We start from the raw sequence: 18,331 nt of genomic DNA, 5'->3' as shown, positions 1-18,331 counted from the left end.
AGCGCGCGCATCACGCGCAATACTTCGCCGACGAGTTCCGGATCGAGCGCGGACGTGGGTTCGTCGAAGAGCATGACCTTGGGGTGCATGGCCAACGCGCGCGCAATGGCGACACGTTGCTGCTGACCGCCCGACAGATGCGCGGGATACGCATCGCGCTTCTCGTAAAGACCGACCTTCGTCAGCAACTGCTCCGCCTCTTCAAGGCACTCGGCACGGGTGCGTTTCTGCACGCGCAACGGACCTTCAATCACGTTCTGCATCACCGTCATGTGCGACCAGAGATTGAAACTCTGGAACACCATGCCGAGTTGCGAACGAATCCGGTCGACCTGCTTGCGGTTGCCGGGCTGCAGACGCCCATCGCGGCCCCGCTTCATTTCGATGGCTTCGCCCGCCAGTTTCACTTCGCCGTCATCCGGCGTTTCAAGCATGTTGATACAGCGCAGGAACGTGCTTTTGCCCGAGCCGCTCGCACCCAGGATCGAGATCACGTCGCCTTCGTGCGCATCGAGGGAAATGCCCTTGAGCACGTGCGCATCGCCGAAAGACTTGTGGATGTTGCTCGCGGAGAGCGCAATGGAGCTGCTGGTGTTCATGAGTTTCTCCCTCCGATTCAGGAATCGATATGCGTGTTTGGCACCGTCGTTGCCTTGAGCGATGCAGGCACAGGTTTCTTCGATACCGTTTCGTTACGATCACGCAGATGCGGCGAGAGCTTCTTTTCGAGCATCCCGAGCGCACGCACGATGATGAAATTCAGCACGAGATAAATGGCCGCGGCGCAGACGAACACTTCCATGGTCCGGTAGGTTCGCTGGATGATCTGCTGCGCGACGCCGGTCACGTCCCAGACGGTGACGAGACTTGCGAGCGCCGTCGATTTGACGAGCAGCACGGCTTCGGTGGAATACGCAGGCAGCGCATAGCGCAGCGTGATCGGTGCGATGATCCGGCGCAGCACCGTCCAGCGCGACATGCCGCATGCGAGCGCCGCTTCAATCTGGCCATGCGGCACGGACTGCAGACCGCCACGGATGATCTCGGCGGTATAACCTGCGGTGCACAACGCCAGCGAAAGAATCGCGCACGCATAAGGCTCGCGAAGCACAGGCCAGACGATGCTCGCGCGGACCGCGGGAAATTGCCCCAGCCCGTAATAAACAAGGAACATCTGGATCAGGAGCGGCGAGCCGCGAAACACCAGGATGTACGCGCGCGCGAACCGGTTTATCGCCCAGTTGGGGCTGACGCGCATCGCGACGATCACGAGCGAAAGCAGGCCACCCACAATCAGCGAGGCGAAGAAAAGCCCGAGTGTGGTCGGCACGGCGGCGAGGAGTTTCGACAACGTATCGCCGAGAAATTCGAAATCGATGTTCATGGTCGGATTCTCTTGGTACGTTCGTCTTAATGGCGCGCAAGCGTGCTGCGAAACGACCGGCCGATGCGCGCTTCAGCGCGATCGAAGACACGGTTCGACAGGCTCGTGAGGATCAGGTAAAGCGCCCCGCCGACCACATAGAACGTGAAGTACTGATGCGTCGATCCGGCCGCGACCTGGCTCGTGCGCATCAGTTCGGCGAGCCCCGTCACCGCGATCAACGCCGAATCCTTCAGGCTCAACTGCCACACGTTGCCGATCCCCGGCAGCGCAAAACGCACGACTTGCGGGATCAGCACGCGCCGCCACAGCGTCGGCGTGGACATGCCAATGGCGCGCGCCGCCTCGATCTCGCCACGGGACACGGCCAGCACCGCCGAGCGGTAAACCTCCGCCTGATAGGAGCCCGAAATCAGCCCGATGGCGAGCGCGCCGACCACAAACGGCGGCACACCGATAAATCCATCGGCGCCAAAAAACTGCCCGACGGCGGTGACCACCGAAGAACCGCCGAAGTAAAAGAGATAGATGATCAGCAGTTCGGGAATGCCGCGAAAGAGCGTGGTGTACGCATCGCCGATAACCCTCAGCGTGCGGCTGCGCGACAGTTTCGCGGACGCGACCATCGCGCCGAACACAGCGCCCACGGCAAGTGCGGCGATGGTCAGAAGCACGGTCATGAGCAGCGCGACCAGCAACGCGCCGCCCCACCCTTGCTCGCCGAAGCCGAGTAGTTGAACCAGATTCATCTTTTATCTCCTGCGGTGTTGCATCGTCCTGGGGGCGTTGATCAGGCAGCGATCAAATCAAGGCGTGGCGTCGACCTTCATCCACTTCATGGAAAGACGCTTGACGGTGCCGTCGGCGAGCGCCGCGGCGATGCCTTCGTCGAACTTGGCCTTCAGGTCCTTGTCAGACTGGCGGAATGCGAGCGCTTCGCCCGGACCCCAGACCGGTCCCGAGATCTTCGGTCCTGTGAAGGCCAGGCCCTTGTTTTCCGGCTTGGCGAACGCCGATGCCCAGTACGTGCTGTCGTCGAAGGCGACATCGATGCGGCCTGCCACCAGATCCAGGTCATGTTCCGGCGCGGTTTTGTACTCGCGGATGGTGGCAACGTCCTTGAAGTTCGTATCGATGAACTTCGTGTACACCGTGCCCGACTGAATGCCGATGGTCTTGCCCTTCAGCGCCACGCGCAATGCATCGACGGTGGTTTTGTCGTGGGCTGCGTCGCCCGTGAGTTTCACGATTTGCCCGGCACCGGGCTGCTTCGCAAGCGCAGCAGGCGCGTCACCGGAAGCGACGAACGCGGCCGGCGTGGATGCATAAGGCCGGGAGAAAGCGATGATCTTTTCGCGTTCAGGGGTGACCGAGATCGCGTCCATGAGCACGTCGAACTTGCCCGCTTGCAGCCCGGCGATCATGCCGTCCCAGTCCTGCGTCACGAGCTTGCACTGGATCTTGATGCGATCGCACACGTTCTGGATGAGCTCCGGCTCGAACCCGCCGAGTTTGCCGCCGGGCAGCGTGAGGTTCCACGGTTCGTACGCGCCTTCGGTGGCGATCGTGACGGTTTTCCAGTCCTTCGCCTGCGCATTGGCGGCGCCGAGCGCGATAACACCAACGGCCACCGATGCCGCCAGTCGAGCCAGCAAGTTCATTTTGCCTGTCATAGTTGAGCCACTTTTCCGAAAATGAGTGATTGACCGATTGGCGAATCGCCAACTTGTATAGACAAGCATGCATTGAACAAAAAGGACTGGCAACGATTTTTGTTCGCGGGCGCGAAAACCTAGGGAAAATACCGAGCGGCTTGACGGACAAGGCTTACGGGGAAGTTACGGGGATTAACGGAACGAATTCGGCGAAAAAACAGCGCACTTTGGGGGGAACGTCGCAAAGTTGTCTAGACACGACATTGTGCGAGATGCAGGGGAAAACCTCGATCATGGCGCGTTGCACGCCATGATCGTCGTGGACTCAACGCGTTATTCCAGACGCATCGAATAATCCGTGGCGCGCACATCCTTCGTCAATGCGCCAATCGAAATCCGGTCCACGCCGGTCTCCGCGATCGTGCGCACGCTATCGAAGTTCACGCCGCCCGATACCTCCAGCACTGCGCGTCCGGCCGTCAGGCCGACAGCGTCGCGCATGGCGTCGAAGCTGAAGTTGTCGAGCAAAACGGATTCCGCCCGATGCGCGAGCGCGGTCTCGAGCTGCTCCAGCGTTTCGACTTCGATCTGGATGGGCACGCCGGCATTCAGCGCGAGCGCCGAATCCATTGCCGCGCCTACGCCGCCGGCGGCGGCAATGTGGTTTTCCTTGATCAGGATGCCGTCATAAAGTGCGAGCCGCTGGTTCGCGCCGCCGCCGACACGGACCGCGTACTTCTGCGCGAGACGCAGGCCGGGCAGCGTTTTGCGGGTATCGAGGATCTGCGCGCGCGTGCCGTCTATTGCGTCAACAAAGCGCCGCGTCGCGCTCGCCACGCCCGAGAGCAACTGCAGGAAGTTCAACGCATTGCGCTCCGCGGTGAGCAGCGCACGCGCCGGGCCGCGCAGCAACACAACGGGCGAATCAGCACGCATCCGCGCGCCTTCCTGATAAAGCCATTCAACGCGAATCGATTCATCCACGCGCCGCATCACGCCCTCGAACCAGGGCACGCCGCAAAGCACCGCTTCCTCGCGAACGATGATCCGCGCTGTCCTTTCTATCTTCGCCGGGACCAGAAGCCCGGTGCGATCGCCATCGCCGATATCTTCGGCAAGCGCATCGGTCACGTTGCGTGCAAGCGCCTGGTCGAAGGCTGCGCCGTATTGCGCACGGATTTCATCGAATAAAGGGGAAACCAACTGACTGGCAGAAGTCATTCACGCCGCTCCAACGTTTGAAAACAACGAACCATCCTTCGCCAGATCGCCGCTCGCCTGCACGCGCTTCTTGTGACGCGCTGCGAAGTCGAGCATCCGGTCGATAGGAACACGCGCCCGTTCACCGGTCGCACGATCCACGAAAATCTCGTTGTTGCCGCGCTCCAGCACCGCGGCGAGATTGGTCAGCCCGTTCATGGCCATCCAGGGGCAATGCGCGCAACTCTTGCAGCTCGCGCTATTGCCGGCGGTCGGCGCTTCGATGAACTCCTTGCCCGGCGCCGCAAGCCGCATCTTGTGCAGAATCCCGAGATCGGTCGCAACAATGAAACGCTTCGCGTCGAGCTTGACGGCGGCATCGATCAATTGCGTGGTCGACCCCACCACGTCCGCCAACGCAACCACGCCTTCCGGCGATTCCGGATGAACGAGGATTTTTGCATCGGGATATTCGGCCCGCAGCAGATCGAGTTCGATGCCCTTGAACTCATCGTGCACGAGACACGAGCCTTGCCACAGCAGCATGTCGGCGCCGGTTTTCTTCTGGATGTACGAGCCCAGATGCCGGTCCGGCGCCCAGAGGATTTTCTCGCCACGCGCGTGCAGGTCGGCAACGATTTCCAACCCGATCGACGATGTCACCATCCAGTCCGCCCGCGCCTTCACAGCCGCGCTGGTATTCGCGTACACGACAACCGTGCGGTCGGGATGTGCATCGCAGAAAGCCGAGAATTCGTCGGCGGGACAACCGAGGTCCAGCGAACACGTGGCGTCCAGATCGGGCATCAGCACGCGCTTTTCCGGGCTGAGAATCTTCGCCGTCTCGCCCATGAAACGCACGCCGGCCACAACCAGCGTTTGCGCTGCGTGGTCGCGCCCGAAGCGCGCCATCTCCAGCGAATCCGCTACACAACCGCCGGTTTCATCGGCGAGCTCTTGCAGCTCGGCATCGACATAATAATGTGCGACCAACACCGCTTTCTCGCGCACGAGCAACGCGCGAATGCGCTCCTTCAACTCGCGCCTCTCTTCCTGCGACGGCGCATCAGGCACTTTCGCCCATGCTTGGCCGATGCCGCACGTCAACCCTTGCGGCAGGTCGTACTCGACGCTTTTTATCGCCTGTTCCATCGCTTGCCTGTCTCCAATCTCGTAAAAACGGCGCGCATGTTGCCGTTCCAAAACGACAAAACCCCGCCAGAGCGGGGTCTCGTAACGTCACGAAATTTTAGCGGATATCAGTGACGAAGGTTTCTGCGTTTCAGGTCGTGGTTCAGACCACTCGTCAGGCGTACCGGCGCAGGCGCGATGCGAAATCCTGCAGCGCCTTGATGCCGCTCTGCTCCGCCCGATGACACCAGTCCTGCAATTGCGCGAGCAGTTGTTCGCGCGACGCATTGGAACGGTCCCACATGGCAGCCAGATCCTGGCGCAACTCAATGTAGGTGCGCAGCTTGTGGTTGTCCGAGAACAGCGCCGGCAATTGCTGGCGTTGCGGCTCGTCGAGACCGGCTTCTTCCTTGTGCGCCCATTTGCGCGCACCGCGCATCAACTGGTATTTATCGGTGGAACCGCCGTCCTTCAGTTTCGACAATTCCTGACGATACGCACGCTTCATGGCCTTGCCGTAACGCGCCATCACTTCGTAGCGGTTCGACAAGACGGCTTGCAGCGTGTCGTGATCGAGCACGGGCTTCGATGCCGACAAACGCGGCGTGGGCGCGATCTTCTTGACCTTGGCCAGCTTGAACGCCGACATGATGCGGATATACATCCAGCCAATGTCGAATTCGTACCACTTGTTCGACAGCTTCGCCGACGTGGCGTACGTGTGGTGATTGTTGTGCAGTTCTTCGCCGCCGATCAGGATGCCGAGCGGAAAGATGTTCGTGCTGGCGTCCGACGAGTTGAAGTTGCGATAACCCCACCAGTGAGCAAGACCGTTGACCACGCCGGCGGCCCAGAACGGAATCCAGATCATCTGCACGGCCCAGACCGAAAGACCCACGATGCCGAACAGCGCAACGTCGACCACCATCATGATGCTGATGCCGAGAATCGGGTAGCGCGTGTAGACATTGCGTTCCATCCAGTCGTTCGGCGTGCCGTGACTGAACTTGCGCATGGTTTCCTCGTTCTTGGCTTCCGAACGATAAAGCTCGGCGCCTTCGAGCAGGACTTTCCAGATGCCGCGCGTTTGCGGGCTGTGCGGATCTTCTTCGGTCTCGCACTTGGCGTGGTGCTTGCGATGAATCGCGGCCCATTGGCCGGTCAGCATGCCGGTGGTCATCCACAGCCAGAAACGGAAGAAGTGACTGACAGCCGGATGCAGCTCCAGCGCGCGATGCGCCTGGCAGCGATGCAGGTAGACGGTCACGCCGATGATCGTGATGTGCGTCATCACGAGCGTGAACAACAGGATTTGCCACCACGTAAGGTCCAGCAAACCGTTGGCGAGAAATTCAAGCGATGAATTCAGCAAGGCAATTTACCTAAAAGGCGGTGAAATTTAGCCGAACGAAAACAGTATCGACGGCTGTTGGGTGCATGAAAGGATTATGCACGTGGTTCGACGGCATTTTACGTCAAGCGTTCCAAGTCTTTGTGTGCATGGAGGAAATTTTTGATTTCGCGCAAAAGCAACGGGAATTTTGACCGCTGGAAACGCGCTGATTCAAGTGCACTTAACCCCAATTCCGTCGTTTTTCAGAGTTTGACCACGGAATGGCTGTCATTCCGTGGTCAAGAGAGGCAGATACCGCTTATTCGGCGGCGACCTCTTCAACAGGTGTCTCTTTTGCCGGATTCGGGAGGCGTTCGAGCACCGCCGCGAAGAAACCGTCCGTTCCGTGCTTGTGCGGCCACAGTTGAAGGTAGTCACCAGTGTCGAGGTCAATGCGCTGTTCTGCGAGCACATCTTTCGCCGGGACCAGCTTGAACAGCGGGTGCGAGGCGAGGAACTGCGTCACTACGCCCTCGTTTTCCGCCTCGAGCATGCTGCATGTTGCGTAGACGAGACGGCCGCCCACTTTCACGAGCCGGGCCGCACTGGTCAGGATGGATAGCTGCTTCGGCGTCAGTTCAGCGACCGATTCCGGCGATTGACGCCATTTCAGGTCCGGATTGCGCCGCAGCGTGCCAAGGCCCGAACAGGGGGCATCGACGAGAACACGGTCGATCTTGCCTGCCAGCCGCTTGATCTTGGCGTCGTGCTCGCTGTCGATCAACACCGGATTGACGTTCGACAAACCGCTGCGAGCGAGGCGTGGCTTGAGTTTCGCAAGACGGCGGTCCGACACGTCGAAGGCATAGAGACGGCCTGACGAGCGCATCATCGCGCCCAGCGCCAGCGTCTTGCCGCCCGCGCCCGCGCAGAAATCCACGATCATTTCGCCGCGCCGGGGCGCAACCAGCGAGCACAAAAGCTGGCTGCCCTCGTCCTGCACCTCGATCCAGCCGTCCTGGAACGGTTGCAGGCGCGTGAGCGCCGGCTTGCCGTCCACCCGCACGCCATAAGGCGCGAACGGCATTTCACCGGCATCGATTCCCGCTTCGGTCAACGTCTTGATCACCTGATCGCGCGTGGCCTTGATCGGGTTCGCGCGCAAATCGAGCGGCGCCGGGTAATTCAGCGCGGCGGCGAGCTGGGCGAGTTCGTCGGTATCGAACCGCTTGGTCATCGCGTCGTAGATCCACTGCGGCAAGTTCGTGCGCACGCGCACCGGCAGGCTGCCCGGATCGATCTTCGAAACCTGGTTGAGCCACTGGTATTCATCGGCGGAGATAAACGGTTTTACCGCCGACAAACCCGCCGTCTGCATCAATCCCAGCAACGCGAGACGCCGCGCCAGATTGCCCGAGCCGCTTTCCGCGAGGTGCGAAAACTCCATCTTCCGGCGCAGGACCGCGAATACCGCTTCCGCGATAACCCCGCGTTCGTTGTGTCCGAGCTTCGGGTGCGCGCGGAAAAAACGGCTGGTGGCGGCGTCGGCGGGACCGCTGAAACGCAATACGTCCGCCAGCAACGTCTCTGTTTGTCCTATCAAAAATCCATGAAGCCTCATACGCCCTCCCCGGCAATGTCGGCAAAGAGCCATTGCGGCTCTGGTGGCGTGAGCACGACACGCTCGCCGTCGAGGGCCAAACGCCCTTCGACGAACCAGCGCACCGCGCGTGGGTAAATAATGTGTTCTGCGGCCAGCACCCGAATGGCGAGCGCGGCCGGATCGTCGCCGGCCATGACCGGCACCGCCGCCTGCGCGATGATCGGGCCATGATCCAGCGTCGGCGTGACGAAATGGACGCTTGCGCCGTGCAGGCGCACGCCGGCATCGAGGGCTTGCTGATGCGTTTTCAGCCCCGGAAAGCACGGCAGCAGCGACGGATGAATGTTGATCATGCGTCCCGCGTAACGTTGGACAAACGGATCTGTCAGCACGCGCATGAAGCCCGCGAGCACGACGAGATCCGGTTCAAAACGATCGATACTGCGTGCAAGCGCCTGATCGAAAGCTTCGCGGGACTCGAATTCGCGATGATCGACCGCATGTGTTTCAATGCCATTTGCCGCCGCGAACGCAAGTCCGGCGGCATCGGGGCGATTCGAGATGACAGCGGCCACCCGGGCCGGCCAGCCTTCGCGCGCGCAGGCCCGCACGACGGCTTCCATGTTGGTACCCCGCCCGGAAATCAGGATGACAATTTTTTTCATCGGGCGATTTTATCATTCGATGCCCGTAAAACCGTCCGATTCGGCGTCGCCCAGCGCGGGCGCGGCGTCCGCCGATCCGTGCGAGCGTTTATAATCGGACGCTTTGCAGCAATCGTGCTCGTGGCGCTGCAGCCCACCTAACTGTCAACCGCCGACCCAACCGCTATCGTGAGAGTCTTTCGCGGCCTACCCAATGCCGAGAGCCGCGCGCCCTGCGCGCTGACCATCGGCAATTTCGACGGTGTCCACCGCGGTCACCAGGCACTGCTCGCGCACGTCCGCGCCGCCGCGAACGCCCGCGGGCTGCCGGTCTGCGTGATGACCTTCGAGCCGCATCCCCGCGAATTCTTCAATCCCGCCGGCGCGCCGCCGCGCATCGCCATGTTGCGCGACAAGCTCGAAGCGCTGCGCACGAACGGGGTGGACCGCGTCGTGGTCGAGCATTTCAACAAGACGTTTGCCGCGCAGTCGCCGGACAGGTTTGTCGAAGATGTGATCGTGAACGGGCTGCATGCGCGCTGGGTGATGATCGGCGACGATTTCCGCTACGGCGCCAGACGCGCCGGCGATTTCGAGTCGCTCGAAGCGGCGGGACACAAATACGGCTTCGAAGTCGAGCAGATGGCGACCGTCGCGGACCTGAACGGCGCGCGCATTTCGAGCTCGGGCGTACGCGCATCGCTGGTTGCAGGCGACCTGGACGCCGCCCGGCTCGCGCTCGGACGCCCCTATGTCATCAGCGGACACGTGATCCATGGGCAAAAGCTCGGGCGCGATCTCGGTTTTCCCACGCTCAACGTCCCGATCGCGCACAAGCGGCCGGCGCTCGCGGGGATTTTTGCCGTGCGCGTGCATGGACTTGCGGCCGAGCCGTTGCCGGGCGTGGCGAGTCTCGGAATACGACCAACCGTCGATGATTCCGGCCGCGTCCTGCTCGAAACCTTCGTGCTCGACTGGCATGGCGACGCCTACGGCAAGCTCGTGCGGATCGAATTCCTGCAAAAGCTGCGTGACGAGGAAAAGTACGTGGACCTCGAAACCCTGACGGCGGCCATCGCCCGCGACGTGACAAACGCGCGCGCGTATTTCGCCGCCGACGTCAATTCAAGCGGCCGCGACAGCGGTTTCGCAACGTCGGCAACGGACCGAATTAGGTGAGCGCGTAGTGCCGGGACGCAAATCCCGACGCGCTGCCCGCTGCCTCGCTCATCACATCGCGGATACCTTTTCAAGCATTTCGAGCCCGTTCCCGGATGCCATCCAAGTCCGGAACCGCCGCTTCATCGAATCCATATCGAGTCATTCATGAGCAACAAGAAAGAAGCCAAGCCCCAGTCGAAATATCCGGTCAACCTGCTCGATACACCGTTTCCCATGCGTGGCGACTTGCCCAAGCGCGAGCCGCAATGGGTGAAGGAATGGCAGGACAACAAGATCTACGAGAAGATCCGCGCCGCCAGCAAGGGCCGCAAGAAATTCATCCTGCATGACGGCCCGCCGTATGCGAACGGCGACATCCATCTTGGCCACGCGGTGAACAAGATCCTGAAGGACATGATCGTGAAAGCGCGCAACCTGGCGGGCTTCGACGCGGTTTATGTGCCAGGCTGGGATTGCCATGGCATGCCTATCGAAATCCAGATCGAGAAGCAGTTCGGCAAGTCCTTGCCGGCGCGCGAAGTGATGGAAAAGGCCCGCAAATATGCGAGCGAGCAGATCGAAAAGCAGAAGCTGGGTTTTCGTCGGCTGGGCATTCTCGGCGACTGGGACAACCCGTACAAGACCATGAACTTCGTCAACGAAGCGGGCGAAATCCGTGCGCTGGGGAAGATCGTCGAGAAGGGTTATGTGTATCGCGGGCTGAAGCCGGTGAACTGGTGTTTCGATTGCGGCTCGGCGCTGGCCGAAGCGGAAGTGGAATACAAGGACAAGACGGATCCGACCATCGACGTGATGTTCGCCTTCGCCGAGCCGGAAAAAACCGCGCAGGCTTTCGGACTCACCGAACTGCCGAAGGGTGGCAATGAGGCGGAAGGCGGCATCGTGATCTGGACCACGACGCCGTGGACGATTCCCGCCAACCAGGCGCTGAACGTGCATCCGGAGATCGTCTACAGCCTCGTCGATACCGAAAAGGGTCTGCTGATCCTGGCGGAAGAACGTGTCGAGGAGTGCCTCAAGCAATACGGCGTGACCGGCACGACCGTCGCGACCACGACGGGCGAGAAGCTGAGCGGCCTGCGTTTTCACCATCCGCTGAGCGCGGCGCATCCGGGCTACAAGCGTACGGCGCCGGTGTTTCTCGGCGACTATGTGACGACGGAAAGCGGCACGGGGATCGTGCATTCGTCGCCGGCATATGGCGTGGAAGACTTCATCTCGTGCAAGGCGCATGGCATGACGGACGCCGACTTCATCAACCCCGTGATGGGCGATGGGCGGTACATCGAGTCGTTGCCGCTCTTCGGCGGCCTGTCGATCTGGGAAGCGAACGACCAGATCATCGAAGCGCTGCGCGGCGCGCACTCGCTGCTCAAGACCCAGAAGTACACGCACAGCTACATGCACTGCTGGCGCCACAAGACGCCGATCATCTATCGGGCGACGTCGCAGTGGTTCGCGGGCATGGACGTGAAGCCGAACGACACCTCACGCACGCTGCGCGAGACCGCGCTGGAAGGCATCGAGAACACCGCGTTCTTCCCGGCCTGGGGCAAGCAGCGCCTGTACAGCATGATTGCGAACCGCCCGGACTGGACGCTTTCGCGTCAGCGCCAATGGGGCGTGCCGATGGCGTTCTTCGTGCACAAGGAAACGGGCGATCTGCATCCGCGCACGCTGGAACTGCTTGAGGAAGTGGCAAAGCGCGTGGAGGTAAGCGGCATCGAGGCATGGCAAACGCTCGATCCCCAAGAACTCCTCGGCGACGAAGCCAACATGTACGAAAAGAATCGCGACACGCTCGACGTCTGGTTCGATTCCGGCACGACGCATTGGCACGTGCTGCGCGGCTCGCACAAGGATTCGCTGCAGTTCCCGGCCGACTTGTATCTGGAAGGTTCGGACCAGCATCGCGGATGGTTCCATTCGTCGTTGCTGACGGCTTCCATGCTCGATGGCCGTCCGCCGTACAACGCGCTGTTGACCCACGGCTTCACCGTCGATGGCGAAGGCCGCAAGATGTCGAAGTCGCTCGGCAACGGCGTCGATCCGCATGAAGTGTCGAACCGGCTGGGCGCGGAAATCATCCGCTTGTGGATTGCATCGACGGATTATTCCGGCGAGCTCGCGATCTCGGAAGAGATCCTGAAACGCGTGACGGAGACCTATCGGCGGATTCGCAACACGCTGCGTTTTCTCTTGTCCAATCTCTCCGATTTCGACTTCGAGAAGGACGCGCGTCCGGTCGGAGAATGGCTCGAGATCGATAAATACGCCGTCGCGCTCGCACAGAACCTGCAAGACGATGTCCTCGCGCATTACGAGAAGTTCGAGTTCCATCCGGTGGTGTCGAAGCTCGCGACGTTCTGCTCGGAAGATCTCGGCGGGTTCTATCTGGATGTGCTGAAGGATCGGCTCTACACCATGAAGCCCGATTCGAGCGAACGCCGCGCGGCGCAGACGGTGCTGCATCATATCGCCCATGGTTTGCTGCGCCTGGTCGCGCCGTATCTGTCGTTCACGGCGGAAGAGGCGTACAAGGTCCTGCAACCCGGCCGCGATACGATCTTCACCGAGGTTTATCACGACTACCCGCAAGTACCGGATGCCGGTGAGCTGCTCGACAAGTGGACGCTGATCCGCTCGGCGCGCGGCGACGTCACCAAGGCGCTGGAAGAAGCGCGCACGGCCAACCTGATCGGTTCGTCGTTGCAGGCTGAAGTGGAAGTGCGGGCAAGCGGCGCGCGTTATCAGGCGCTGACGAGTCTCGGCGACGACCTCAGCTTTGTGCTGATCACTTCGGCGGCGCAGGTCGTGGAAGTGGCGAGCGAAGCGGACGAAGGCGTCGATGTGATTGCATCGAAGTATCTGAAATGCGAGCGCTGCTGGCATTACACGGCGGACGTGGGGGCATCGGCGGAACATCCCGGCTTGTGCTTCCGGTGTATCAGCAACCTCTTCGGTGAAGGCGAAAAGCGGAGCGCAGCATAATGGCAAGAACGATGTCGAAACAAAGCAGTGGTTCCCTCGCGCCGTGGCTGGGTGTGTCGCTGATCGTGATTCTCTTCGATCAACTCTCGAAGATCGCTGTGGCGCGGGTGTTCAGCTACGCGGAACCCCACGCGCTTACGCCGTTCTTCAACCTGTTTCTTGTCTATAACAAGGGCGCGGCGTTCAGCTTCCTGGCTGCCGCCGGCGGATGGCAGCGCTGGGGTTTCACGGCGCTCGGCGTGGTCGCGGCGATCGTGATCGTCTATTTACTCAAGCGCCACGGCACGCAGCGTTTGTTCTGCACGGCGCTCGCGCTGATCATGGGCGGCGCGCTTGGCAATGTGATCGATCGCGTGGCTTATGGGCACGTGATCGACTTCCTGGACTTCCACGTCAACGGATGGCACTGGCCGGCGTTCAATCTCGCCGACAGCGCGATCACCATTGGCGCGGTGCTGCTCGTATTCGACGAACTGCGGCGCGTGCGCGGAGCGAAGTAACCCGCCTTACGGCGAGCTTTTTGGAGGCAGCGTTGGACACGGCAGAACTCGCAGGAAAGCATCTGGTACTCGGCCTGTCGGGCGGTATCGCTTGCTACAAGATTGCTGAGCTCACGCGGCTGCTGGTGAAAGCCGGCGCGACGGTTCAGATCGTCATGACCGAAGCCGCCACGCAGTTCATCACGCCTGTCACCATGCAGGCGTTGTCCGGGCGTCCCGTCTACACGTCGCAATGGGACGCGCGGATTGCGAACAACATGGCGCATATCGATTTGTCGCGTGAAGCCGATGCAATCGTGATCGCGCCCGCGTCCACCGACTTTATCGCGAAGCTCGCGCATGGCAATTGCGACGATCTGCTCTCCACGTTGTGCGTGGCGCGCGATTGTCCGCTGCTCGTCGTCCCCGCAATGAACCGCCAGATGTGGCAGAACCCGGCGACGCAACGCAACGTCGCGCAACTGCGTGCCGATGGCGTGCAGGTGCTCGGTCCGGACTCCGGCGCACAAGCGTGCGGCGAGGTGGGCGATGGCCGGATGCTGGAACCCTCGGCTACGTTCGAAGCGATCTGCGCGTTCTTCCAGCCGAAGATCCTGCAAGGGCATCGCGTGTTGATCACGGCCGGCCCGACCTTCGAACCGCTCGATCCCGTGCGCGGCATGACCAATCGATCATCTGGCAAGATGGGTTTTGCATTGGCGCGTGCGGCGGCTCAGGCCGGGGCCGATGTGCATCTGGTCGCCGGTCCGGTTACGCTGGAAACGCCCTGGGGCGTGGATCGGGAAGATGTGCAGACCGCGCAGCAGATGCACGACGCCGTGCTGCACGCTTCAGCCGATGCGGACATCTTCATTGCGGTGGCGGCGGTCGCCGACTGGCGTGTCGATCAAGTGAGCGAACACAAGATCAAGAAGGCCGCTGACCACGCCATGCCCACCTTCACGTTCATCGAAAATCCGGACATTCTCGCGACCGTCGCGCGTTTGCCGAATCCGCCGTATTGCGTCGGTTTTGCGGCGGAAAGCGGCGATCTCGAAGTGCATGGCGAAGAAAAACGCGCCCGCAAGAATGTGCCGCTTCTGATCGGCAATCTCGGGCCGCTGACGTTCGGTCTGGACGACAACGAGGTCGTGCTGTTCGAAGCATCGGGTATTACACGCCTGCCGCGCGCCGATAAAAAACTGTTGGCCCGTTTGCTCATCGCCGAAATTGCGAAGCGTGTGCCGCGCGGCGGATCGCTGCTGTCTTGACCGGATGGACCGCCATGCCAACCAGACTCTCCGTACTCGACCAAACACCGGTCATTCACGGCCACACCACCGCCGACGCCATCGCGGCCACGCTCGATCTGGCGCGCCTCGCCGATGACCTCGGCTACACGCGTTACTGGTGCGCGGAGCATCACGGTTTGCGGGGGGTATCGAATCCGTGTCCGGAGGTTTTGCTGGCGCGCATTGGCAGCATCACGCAGCAGATCCGCATTGGTTCGGGCGGCGTCATGCTGCCCTACTACAGCGCGTTCAAGGTGGCCGAGCAATTCCTGATGCTCGAAGCGCTGTTCCCGAACCGCGTGGACCTGGGCGTTGGACGCGCGCCCGGCGGCGATATGCGCACGGCGCAGGCGGTGGCCGCGGGCGACTACAATCGCGGCGATATTTTTCCGCAGCAGGTCGGCGAACTCGTTGGTTTGTTCGACGGCACCCTCCCCGACGATCATCTCGCGCACGGCGTTTTGCTGCAGCCTGAAATCGAAACGCGTCCTGAATTGTGGATGCTCGGTTCCAGCGACTTTGGCGGTTTGCTCGCAGCGCAACTGGGAATTCGCTTCGCGTTCGCGCATTTCATCAACGCGCAATACGGGCATCGGGTGGCGGAGGCGTATCGCGAACGGTTTGTATCGCGTAATGGGTCGAAGCCTTATCTTGCCGCCGCCGTATTCGTGATTTGCGCCGATACCGAAACCGAAGCGGCCGCGCTCGAACGCGCCGTGGATCTGCGCCGCGTGCAAATGGCTTATGGGCTGAACATGCCGATTCCATCCATTGCGCAAGGGGCGAACCAGGCGTTCGGCGAACGCGAACTGAACGTCATTGCGCGCGAAAAGAATCGCAGCATCATCGGTACGCCGGAGCGCGTGACCGAACAATTGCATGAACTCCAGCAACGTTTCGATGCCGACGAACTGATCGTGCTGACGGTGGCGGGAAGTTATCAGGCGCGTCTGCGCTCGTATGAACTGCTGACTGAAGCGTTCGAACTCAACAAACAGAACTCATGAAACTCGACATCAAGATCCTCGATGCGCGCATGCGCGATTACTTGCCCGCCTACGCCACGTCGGGAAGCGCCGGACTCGATCTGCGCGCGTGCCTGGACGCACCCATCACGCTCGAGCCGGGTCAGACCACGCTCGTGCCCACGGGCCTGGCGATTCATATCGAAGATCCGGGTTATGCAGCGCTGATTTTGCCGCGCTCCGGCCTGGGTCACAAACACGGCGTGGTGCTCGGGAATCTGGTCGGCTTGATCGACTCGGACTATCAGGGGCAACTGATGATCTCGACATGGAATCGCGGCGATACGGTGTTCACGCTGAACCCGCTTGAACGCCTTGCGCAACTGGTGATCGTGCCGGTGGTCCAGGCAACGTTCAATATTGTCGATGACTTCGCCCAGAGCGAGCGCGGCGCCGGTGGTTTCGGCAGCACGGGCAAGCACTGAGCTTCGGCCAACTAAAAAGCGCTTACGCGCGGCACGCCGCCGCGTAAGTCCTGATCACCTGCCGCACGCGATCCTGGACCAGCGCGAGCGGCTCGTTCTTCAACTGACCGCGCCGCACTGCCCAATATTGATCCGGCAAAAACTGGCTGAGCAGGTTCTCCGGAATCTTCAAGGCGCCCAGGTTATCCAGCAGCTTTTGCGCGGCTTTGGTGATCTCCGAATCAGCCCAGTAATAACGCACACGATCGCTGTAACTGTACGTGCGCAACACGCGCTGCTGTTCGGCATCGCCGTGATAATACTTTTCCCAGTTGCCTGGCTTGTCGAGCATCACACGCTCGACGACTGAGCGCAGATTCGAGCGCTTGTCCGCGGGGACCAACTGCGTTTCGATGTCCGCCAGCGCGTAAAGCGCCTCGCGCAACGCGAAGGTCACGCCCGGACCAACCTTGAGAATGCGGAAGCCATCACGGACCAATGCCGTCAACGCTTCGGAGGTCTGGTAATCGGTGGAATGCGCCTCGAAAACCATGCCGGGCAGATCGTCCAGCGCGCTCTTCAACGACTCTGCACGCGACGGCACATAGTCGATCACCTTCGTGTGATCGAATTCCACGCCCGGCTGCACGACCAGCGCGATCACGCGCGGCCACGTGTCCTCTACGCCCTGCTCTTCCCACGCCTTTTTGTGGACCGCAGCCGTTTCAATTGCGGCTGCGCGCGATGTCGGTTCAACGATCTCAAGTTCTTCGGCCGCGCCGCCGGGCACCGGCACTTCCGTGCCGATCACATACACCGGGCTCACGCTGAGACTCGCGCGCTTTATGGCCGCTTCGGCCATCGCGCACAAACGCGCGGCGCGCGATGCGACGACTGCGTCCGACAAACGCTCGGGATCATCGGCGCAAGCCATGCTGGTATCGAGGTGAATCTTCGTGAATCCCGCCGATGCATACGCATCGATCAACGCATCGGCGCGTTTCATCGCTTCTTCAGCCGGCAAATGACGCCATGCGTTCGGTCCGAGATGATCGCCGCCGAGAATCAGATGCTCATGCGGGAAGCCGACACGCTTTGCAATCGAGCGCACGAACTCCACGAAATCGGCGGGCTTCATGCCCGTGTAGCCGCCGTACTGGTCGACCTGATTCGATGTCGATTCAATCAGCAACGGCGTGCCGTCTTCCAGCGCCTGCCGCATGGCCGCTTCCAGCACCCACGGATGCGCGGAACAAATCGAATAGATGCCGGCAAGCCATGCCGAAGCGGGATGTGCATTGCTCAAGCGCGAGACGATCGAATTCATGACATTACTCCGTGGCTGTTTTCAAAAACGCGTCGAGCTCGGCGAAGGTCGCCGTGCCTTCCATCGGGCCTTTCACGCCGACCGCCCGCGCCCCGCTTGCGCTCGCATATTTGAGCGCCGCCTCCACGTCCATGCCTTGGGCGCGGCAACTGATGTACGTCGCGCCGAAGCAATCGCCCGCGCCCGTCGGATCGAGTTCCTCGACCTTGAACGCCGGGCGATGCGTCTCGCCGTTGGCATCGAAGAAACTGCAGCCTTCCGCACCGCGCTTCACCACCACTTCCTTCACGCCGCGCTTGAGCAGCTCGTCGATAGCCCCACGCTCCGACGTCGCGCTCGCGAGCAACGTCACTTCATGCCCGCTTGGCAGGAAGACGTCGGTGTAATCGAGGATGAAGTCGAGCGCATCGCGCATTTCCGGAATCCGCAGCATTTCCTTGCGGATATTCGGATCGAAACTTACCGTCCCGCCATTCGTCTTGACCGTTTCGATCGCCTGTTTCATCGCTTCGATAATCCGAAAAGAAAACAGCGACGATCCCATCACGTGAAAATTGCCGCAGCTTGCAAGCAGGTCTTCACGAAGATTCGCCACCGACAACTGCGCCGACGCGCTGTTCGTGATGTTGTAGATGAAATCCCGATCGCCGTCCTCACGGTACGTCACGAACGCGCTGCCCG

At 61.2% G+C, this 18,331-nt stretch carries 17 protein-coding genes; 6 read left to right on the top strand and 11 right to left on the bottom strand.

What is annotated here, in order from left to right; translation table 11 throughout:
* From ACFFAR_RS06295 to purN, 9 genes are all read right to left on the bottom strand, one after another.
* Positions 1–599, bottom strand: a 599-nt coding sequence (locus ACFFAR_RS06295) for an ATP-binding cassette domain-containing protein (RefSeq protein ID WP_375507645.1), incomplete at its 3' end; no start/stop codon positions are given.
* Positions 600–616: 17 nt separating this feature from the next.
* Entirely contained in the window at positions 617–1,384 is a 768-nt protein-coding gene (locus ACFFAR_RS06290) for an ABC transporter permease (protein WP_061998728.1), read from the bottom strand.
* Positions 1,385–1,410: 26 nt separating this feature from the next.
* Positions 1,411–2,133 (bottom strand): ABC transporter permease, encoded by a 723-nt coding sequence (locus ACFFAR_RS06285; protein ID WP_061998727.1) that lies wholly within the window; start codon positions 2,131–2,133, stop codon positions 1,411–1,413.
* Between the two features lie 57 nt (positions 2,134–2,190).
* Complete coding sequence (locus tag ACFFAR_RS06280) at positions 2,191–3,057, bottom strand: transporter substrate-binding domain-containing protein (protein ID WP_086382525.1); 867 nt, start codon at positions 3,055–3,057, stop codon at positions 2,191–2,193.
* Positions 3,058–3,372: 315 nt separating this feature from the next.
* Positions 3,373–4,260, bottom strand: a complete 888-nt coding sequence (gene nadC, locus ACFFAR_RS06275; RefSeq protein WP_174363318.1) for a carboxylating nicotinate-nucleotide diphosphorylase — start codon at positions 4,258–4,260, stop codon at positions 3,373–3,375.
* A complete protein-coding gene (nadA, locus tag ACFFAR_RS06270; protein WP_174363319.1) occupies positions 4,261–5,391 on the bottom strand; it encodes a quinolinate synthase NadA in 1,131 nt (376 codons plus the stop codon).
* A gap of 154 nt (positions 5,392–5,545) precedes the next feature.
* Complete coding sequence (locus tag ACFFAR_RS06265; protein WP_061998723.1) at positions 5,546–6,742, bottom strand: acyl-CoA desaturase; 1,197 nt, start codon at positions 6,740–6,742, stop codon at positions 5,546–5,548.
* Positions 6,743–7,022: 280 nt separating this feature from the next.
* The gene (locus tag ACFFAR_RS06260; protein WP_062169417.1) at positions 7,023–8,324 is read right to left on the bottom strand and encodes an RsmB/NOP family class I SAM-dependent RNA methyltransferase; all 1,302 of its coding nucleotides are present in this window, start codon (positions 8,322–8,324) and stop codon (positions 7,023–7,025) included.
* On the bottom strand, positions 8,321–8,971 hold the full coding sequence (purN, locus tag ACFFAR_RS06255; RefSeq protein WP_174363320.1) for a phosphoribosylglycinamide formyltransferase: 651 nt from the start codon (positions 8,969–8,971) through the stop codon (positions 8,321–8,323). The genes ACFFAR_RS06260 and purN overlap by 4 nt, the downstream gene beginning before the upstream one ends.
* A gap of 168 nt (positions 8,972–9,139) precedes the next feature.
* Here purN and ACFFAR_RS06250 point away from each other — a divergent pair, with 168 nt between their 5' ends.
* From ACFFAR_RS06250 to dut, 6 genes are all read left to right on the top strand, one after another.
* A complete protein-coding gene (locus ACFFAR_RS06250) occupies positions 9,140–10,129 on the top strand; it encodes a bifunctional riboflavin kinase/FAD synthetase (protein WP_061998720.1) in 990 nt (329 codons plus the stop codon).
* 147 nt (positions 10,130–10,276) lie between these two features.
* Positions 10,277–13,123: an isoleucine--tRNA ligase gene (gene ileS / locus ACFFAR_RS06245; protein WP_174363687.1), complete on the top strand. Its 2,847-nt coding sequence runs from the start codon at positions 10,277–10,279 to the stop codon at positions 13,121–13,123.
* Complete coding sequence (gene lspA / locus ACFFAR_RS06240; RefSeq protein ID WP_061998718.1) at positions 13,123–13,623, top strand: signal peptidase II; 501 nt, start codon at positions 13,123–13,125, stop codon at positions 13,621–13,623. Before ileS ends, lspA begins: the two co-directional genes overlap by 1 nt.
* A gap of 32 nt (positions 13,624–13,655) precedes the next feature.
* On the top strand, positions 13,656–14,873 hold the full coding sequence (gene coaBC, locus ACFFAR_RS06235; RefSeq protein WP_174363686.1) for a bifunctional phosphopantothenoylcysteine decarboxylase/phosphopantothenate--cysteine ligase CoaBC: 1,218 nt from the start codon (positions 13,656–13,658) through the stop codon (positions 14,871–14,873).
* Between the two features lie 14 nt (positions 14,874–14,887).
* Entirely contained in the window at positions 14,888–15,901 is a 1,014-nt protein-coding gene (locus ACFFAR_RS06230) for an MsnO8 family LLM class oxidoreductase (RefSeq protein WP_174363685.1), read from the top strand.
* Positions 15,898–16,344 (top strand): dUTP diphosphatase, encoded by a 447-nt coding sequence (gene dut / locus ACFFAR_RS06225; RefSeq protein WP_174363684.1) that lies wholly within the window; start codon positions 15,898–15,900, stop codon positions 16,342–16,344. Before ACFFAR_RS06230 ends, dut begins: the two co-directional genes overlap by 4 nt.
* 22 nt (positions 16,345–16,366) lie before the next feature.
* On the opposite strand, the gene ACFFAR_RS06220 is transcribed toward dut, so the two are convergent.
* Both ACFFAR_RS06220 and ACFFAR_RS06215 read right to left on the bottom strand, forming a co-directional pair.
* Positions 16,367–17,650, bottom strand: a complete 1,284-nt coding sequence (locus tag ACFFAR_RS06220) for a D-tagatose-bisphosphate aldolase, class II, non-catalytic subunit (protein WP_375507644.1) — start codon at positions 17,648–17,650, stop codon at positions 16,367–16,369.
* A gap of 4 nt (positions 17,651–17,654) precedes the next feature.
* A partial coding sequence (locus ACFFAR_RS06215) for a sugar kinase (RefSeq protein WP_375507643.1) occupies positions 17,655–18,331 on the bottom strand: 677 nt, incomplete at its 5' end.

Source organism: uncultured Caballeronia sp. (assembly GCF_964243625.1).
GTDB lineage: Bacteria > Pseudomonadota > Gammaproteobacteria > Burkholderiales > Burkholderiaceae > Caballeronia.
Note: the sequence above shows the minus strand (reverse complement) of the source record. Positions and strands in the feature narration are given on the sequence as shown.

What these genes read in the sequence shown, in the direction of transcription:
- ACFFAR_RS06280 (WP_086382525.1), bottom strand. Translation starts at nt 3,057, where the DNA reads ATGACAGGCAAAATGAACTTGCTGGCTCGACTGGCGGCATCGGTGGCC.
- ACFFAR_RS06220 (WP_375507644.1), bottom strand. Translation starts at nt 17,650, where the DNA reads ATGAATTCGATCGTCTCGCGCTTGAGCAATGCACATCCCGCTTCGGCA.
- nadA (WP_174363319.1), bottom strand. Translation starts at nt 5,391, where the DNA reads ATGGAACAGGCGATAAAAAGCGTCGAGTACGACCTGCCGCAAGGGTTG.
- ACFFAR_RS06285 (WP_061998727.1), bottom strand. Translation starts at nt 2,133, where the DNA reads ATGAATCTGGTTCAACTACTCGGCTTCGGCGAGCAAGGGTGGGGCGGC.
- ileS (WP_174363687.1), top strand. Translation starts at nt 10,277, where the DNA reads ATGAGCAACAAGAAAGAAGCCAAGCCCCAGTCGAAATATCCGGTCAAC.
- nadC (WP_174363318.1), bottom strand. Translation starts at nt 4,260, where the DNA reads ATGACTTCTGCCAGTCAGTTGGTTTCCCCTTTATTCGATGAAATCCGT.
- lspA (WP_061998718.1), top strand. Translation starts at nt 13,123, where the DNA reads ATGGCAAGAACGATGTCGAAACAAAGCAGTGGTTCCCTCGCGCCGTGG.
- ACFFAR_RS06290 (WP_061998728.1), bottom strand. Translation starts at nt 1,384, where the DNA reads ATGAACATCGATTTCGAATTTCTCGGCGATACGTTGTCGAAACTCCTC.
- ACFFAR_RS06230 (WP_174363685.1), top strand. Translation starts at nt 14,888, where the DNA reads ATGCCAACCAGACTCTCCGTACTCGACCAAACACCGGTCATTCACGGC.
- ACFFAR_RS06260 (WP_062169417.1), bottom strand. Translation starts at nt 8,324, where the DNA reads ATGAGGCTTCATGGATTTTTGATAGGACAAACAGAGACGTTGCTGGCG.
- purN (WP_174363320.1), bottom strand. Translation starts at nt 8,971, where the DNA reads ATGAAAAAAATTGTCATCCTGATTTCCGGGCGGGGTACCAACATGGAA.
- dut (WP_174363684.1), top strand. Translation starts at nt 15,898, where the DNA reads ATGAAACTCGACATCAAGATCCTCGATGCGCGCATGCGCGATTACTTG.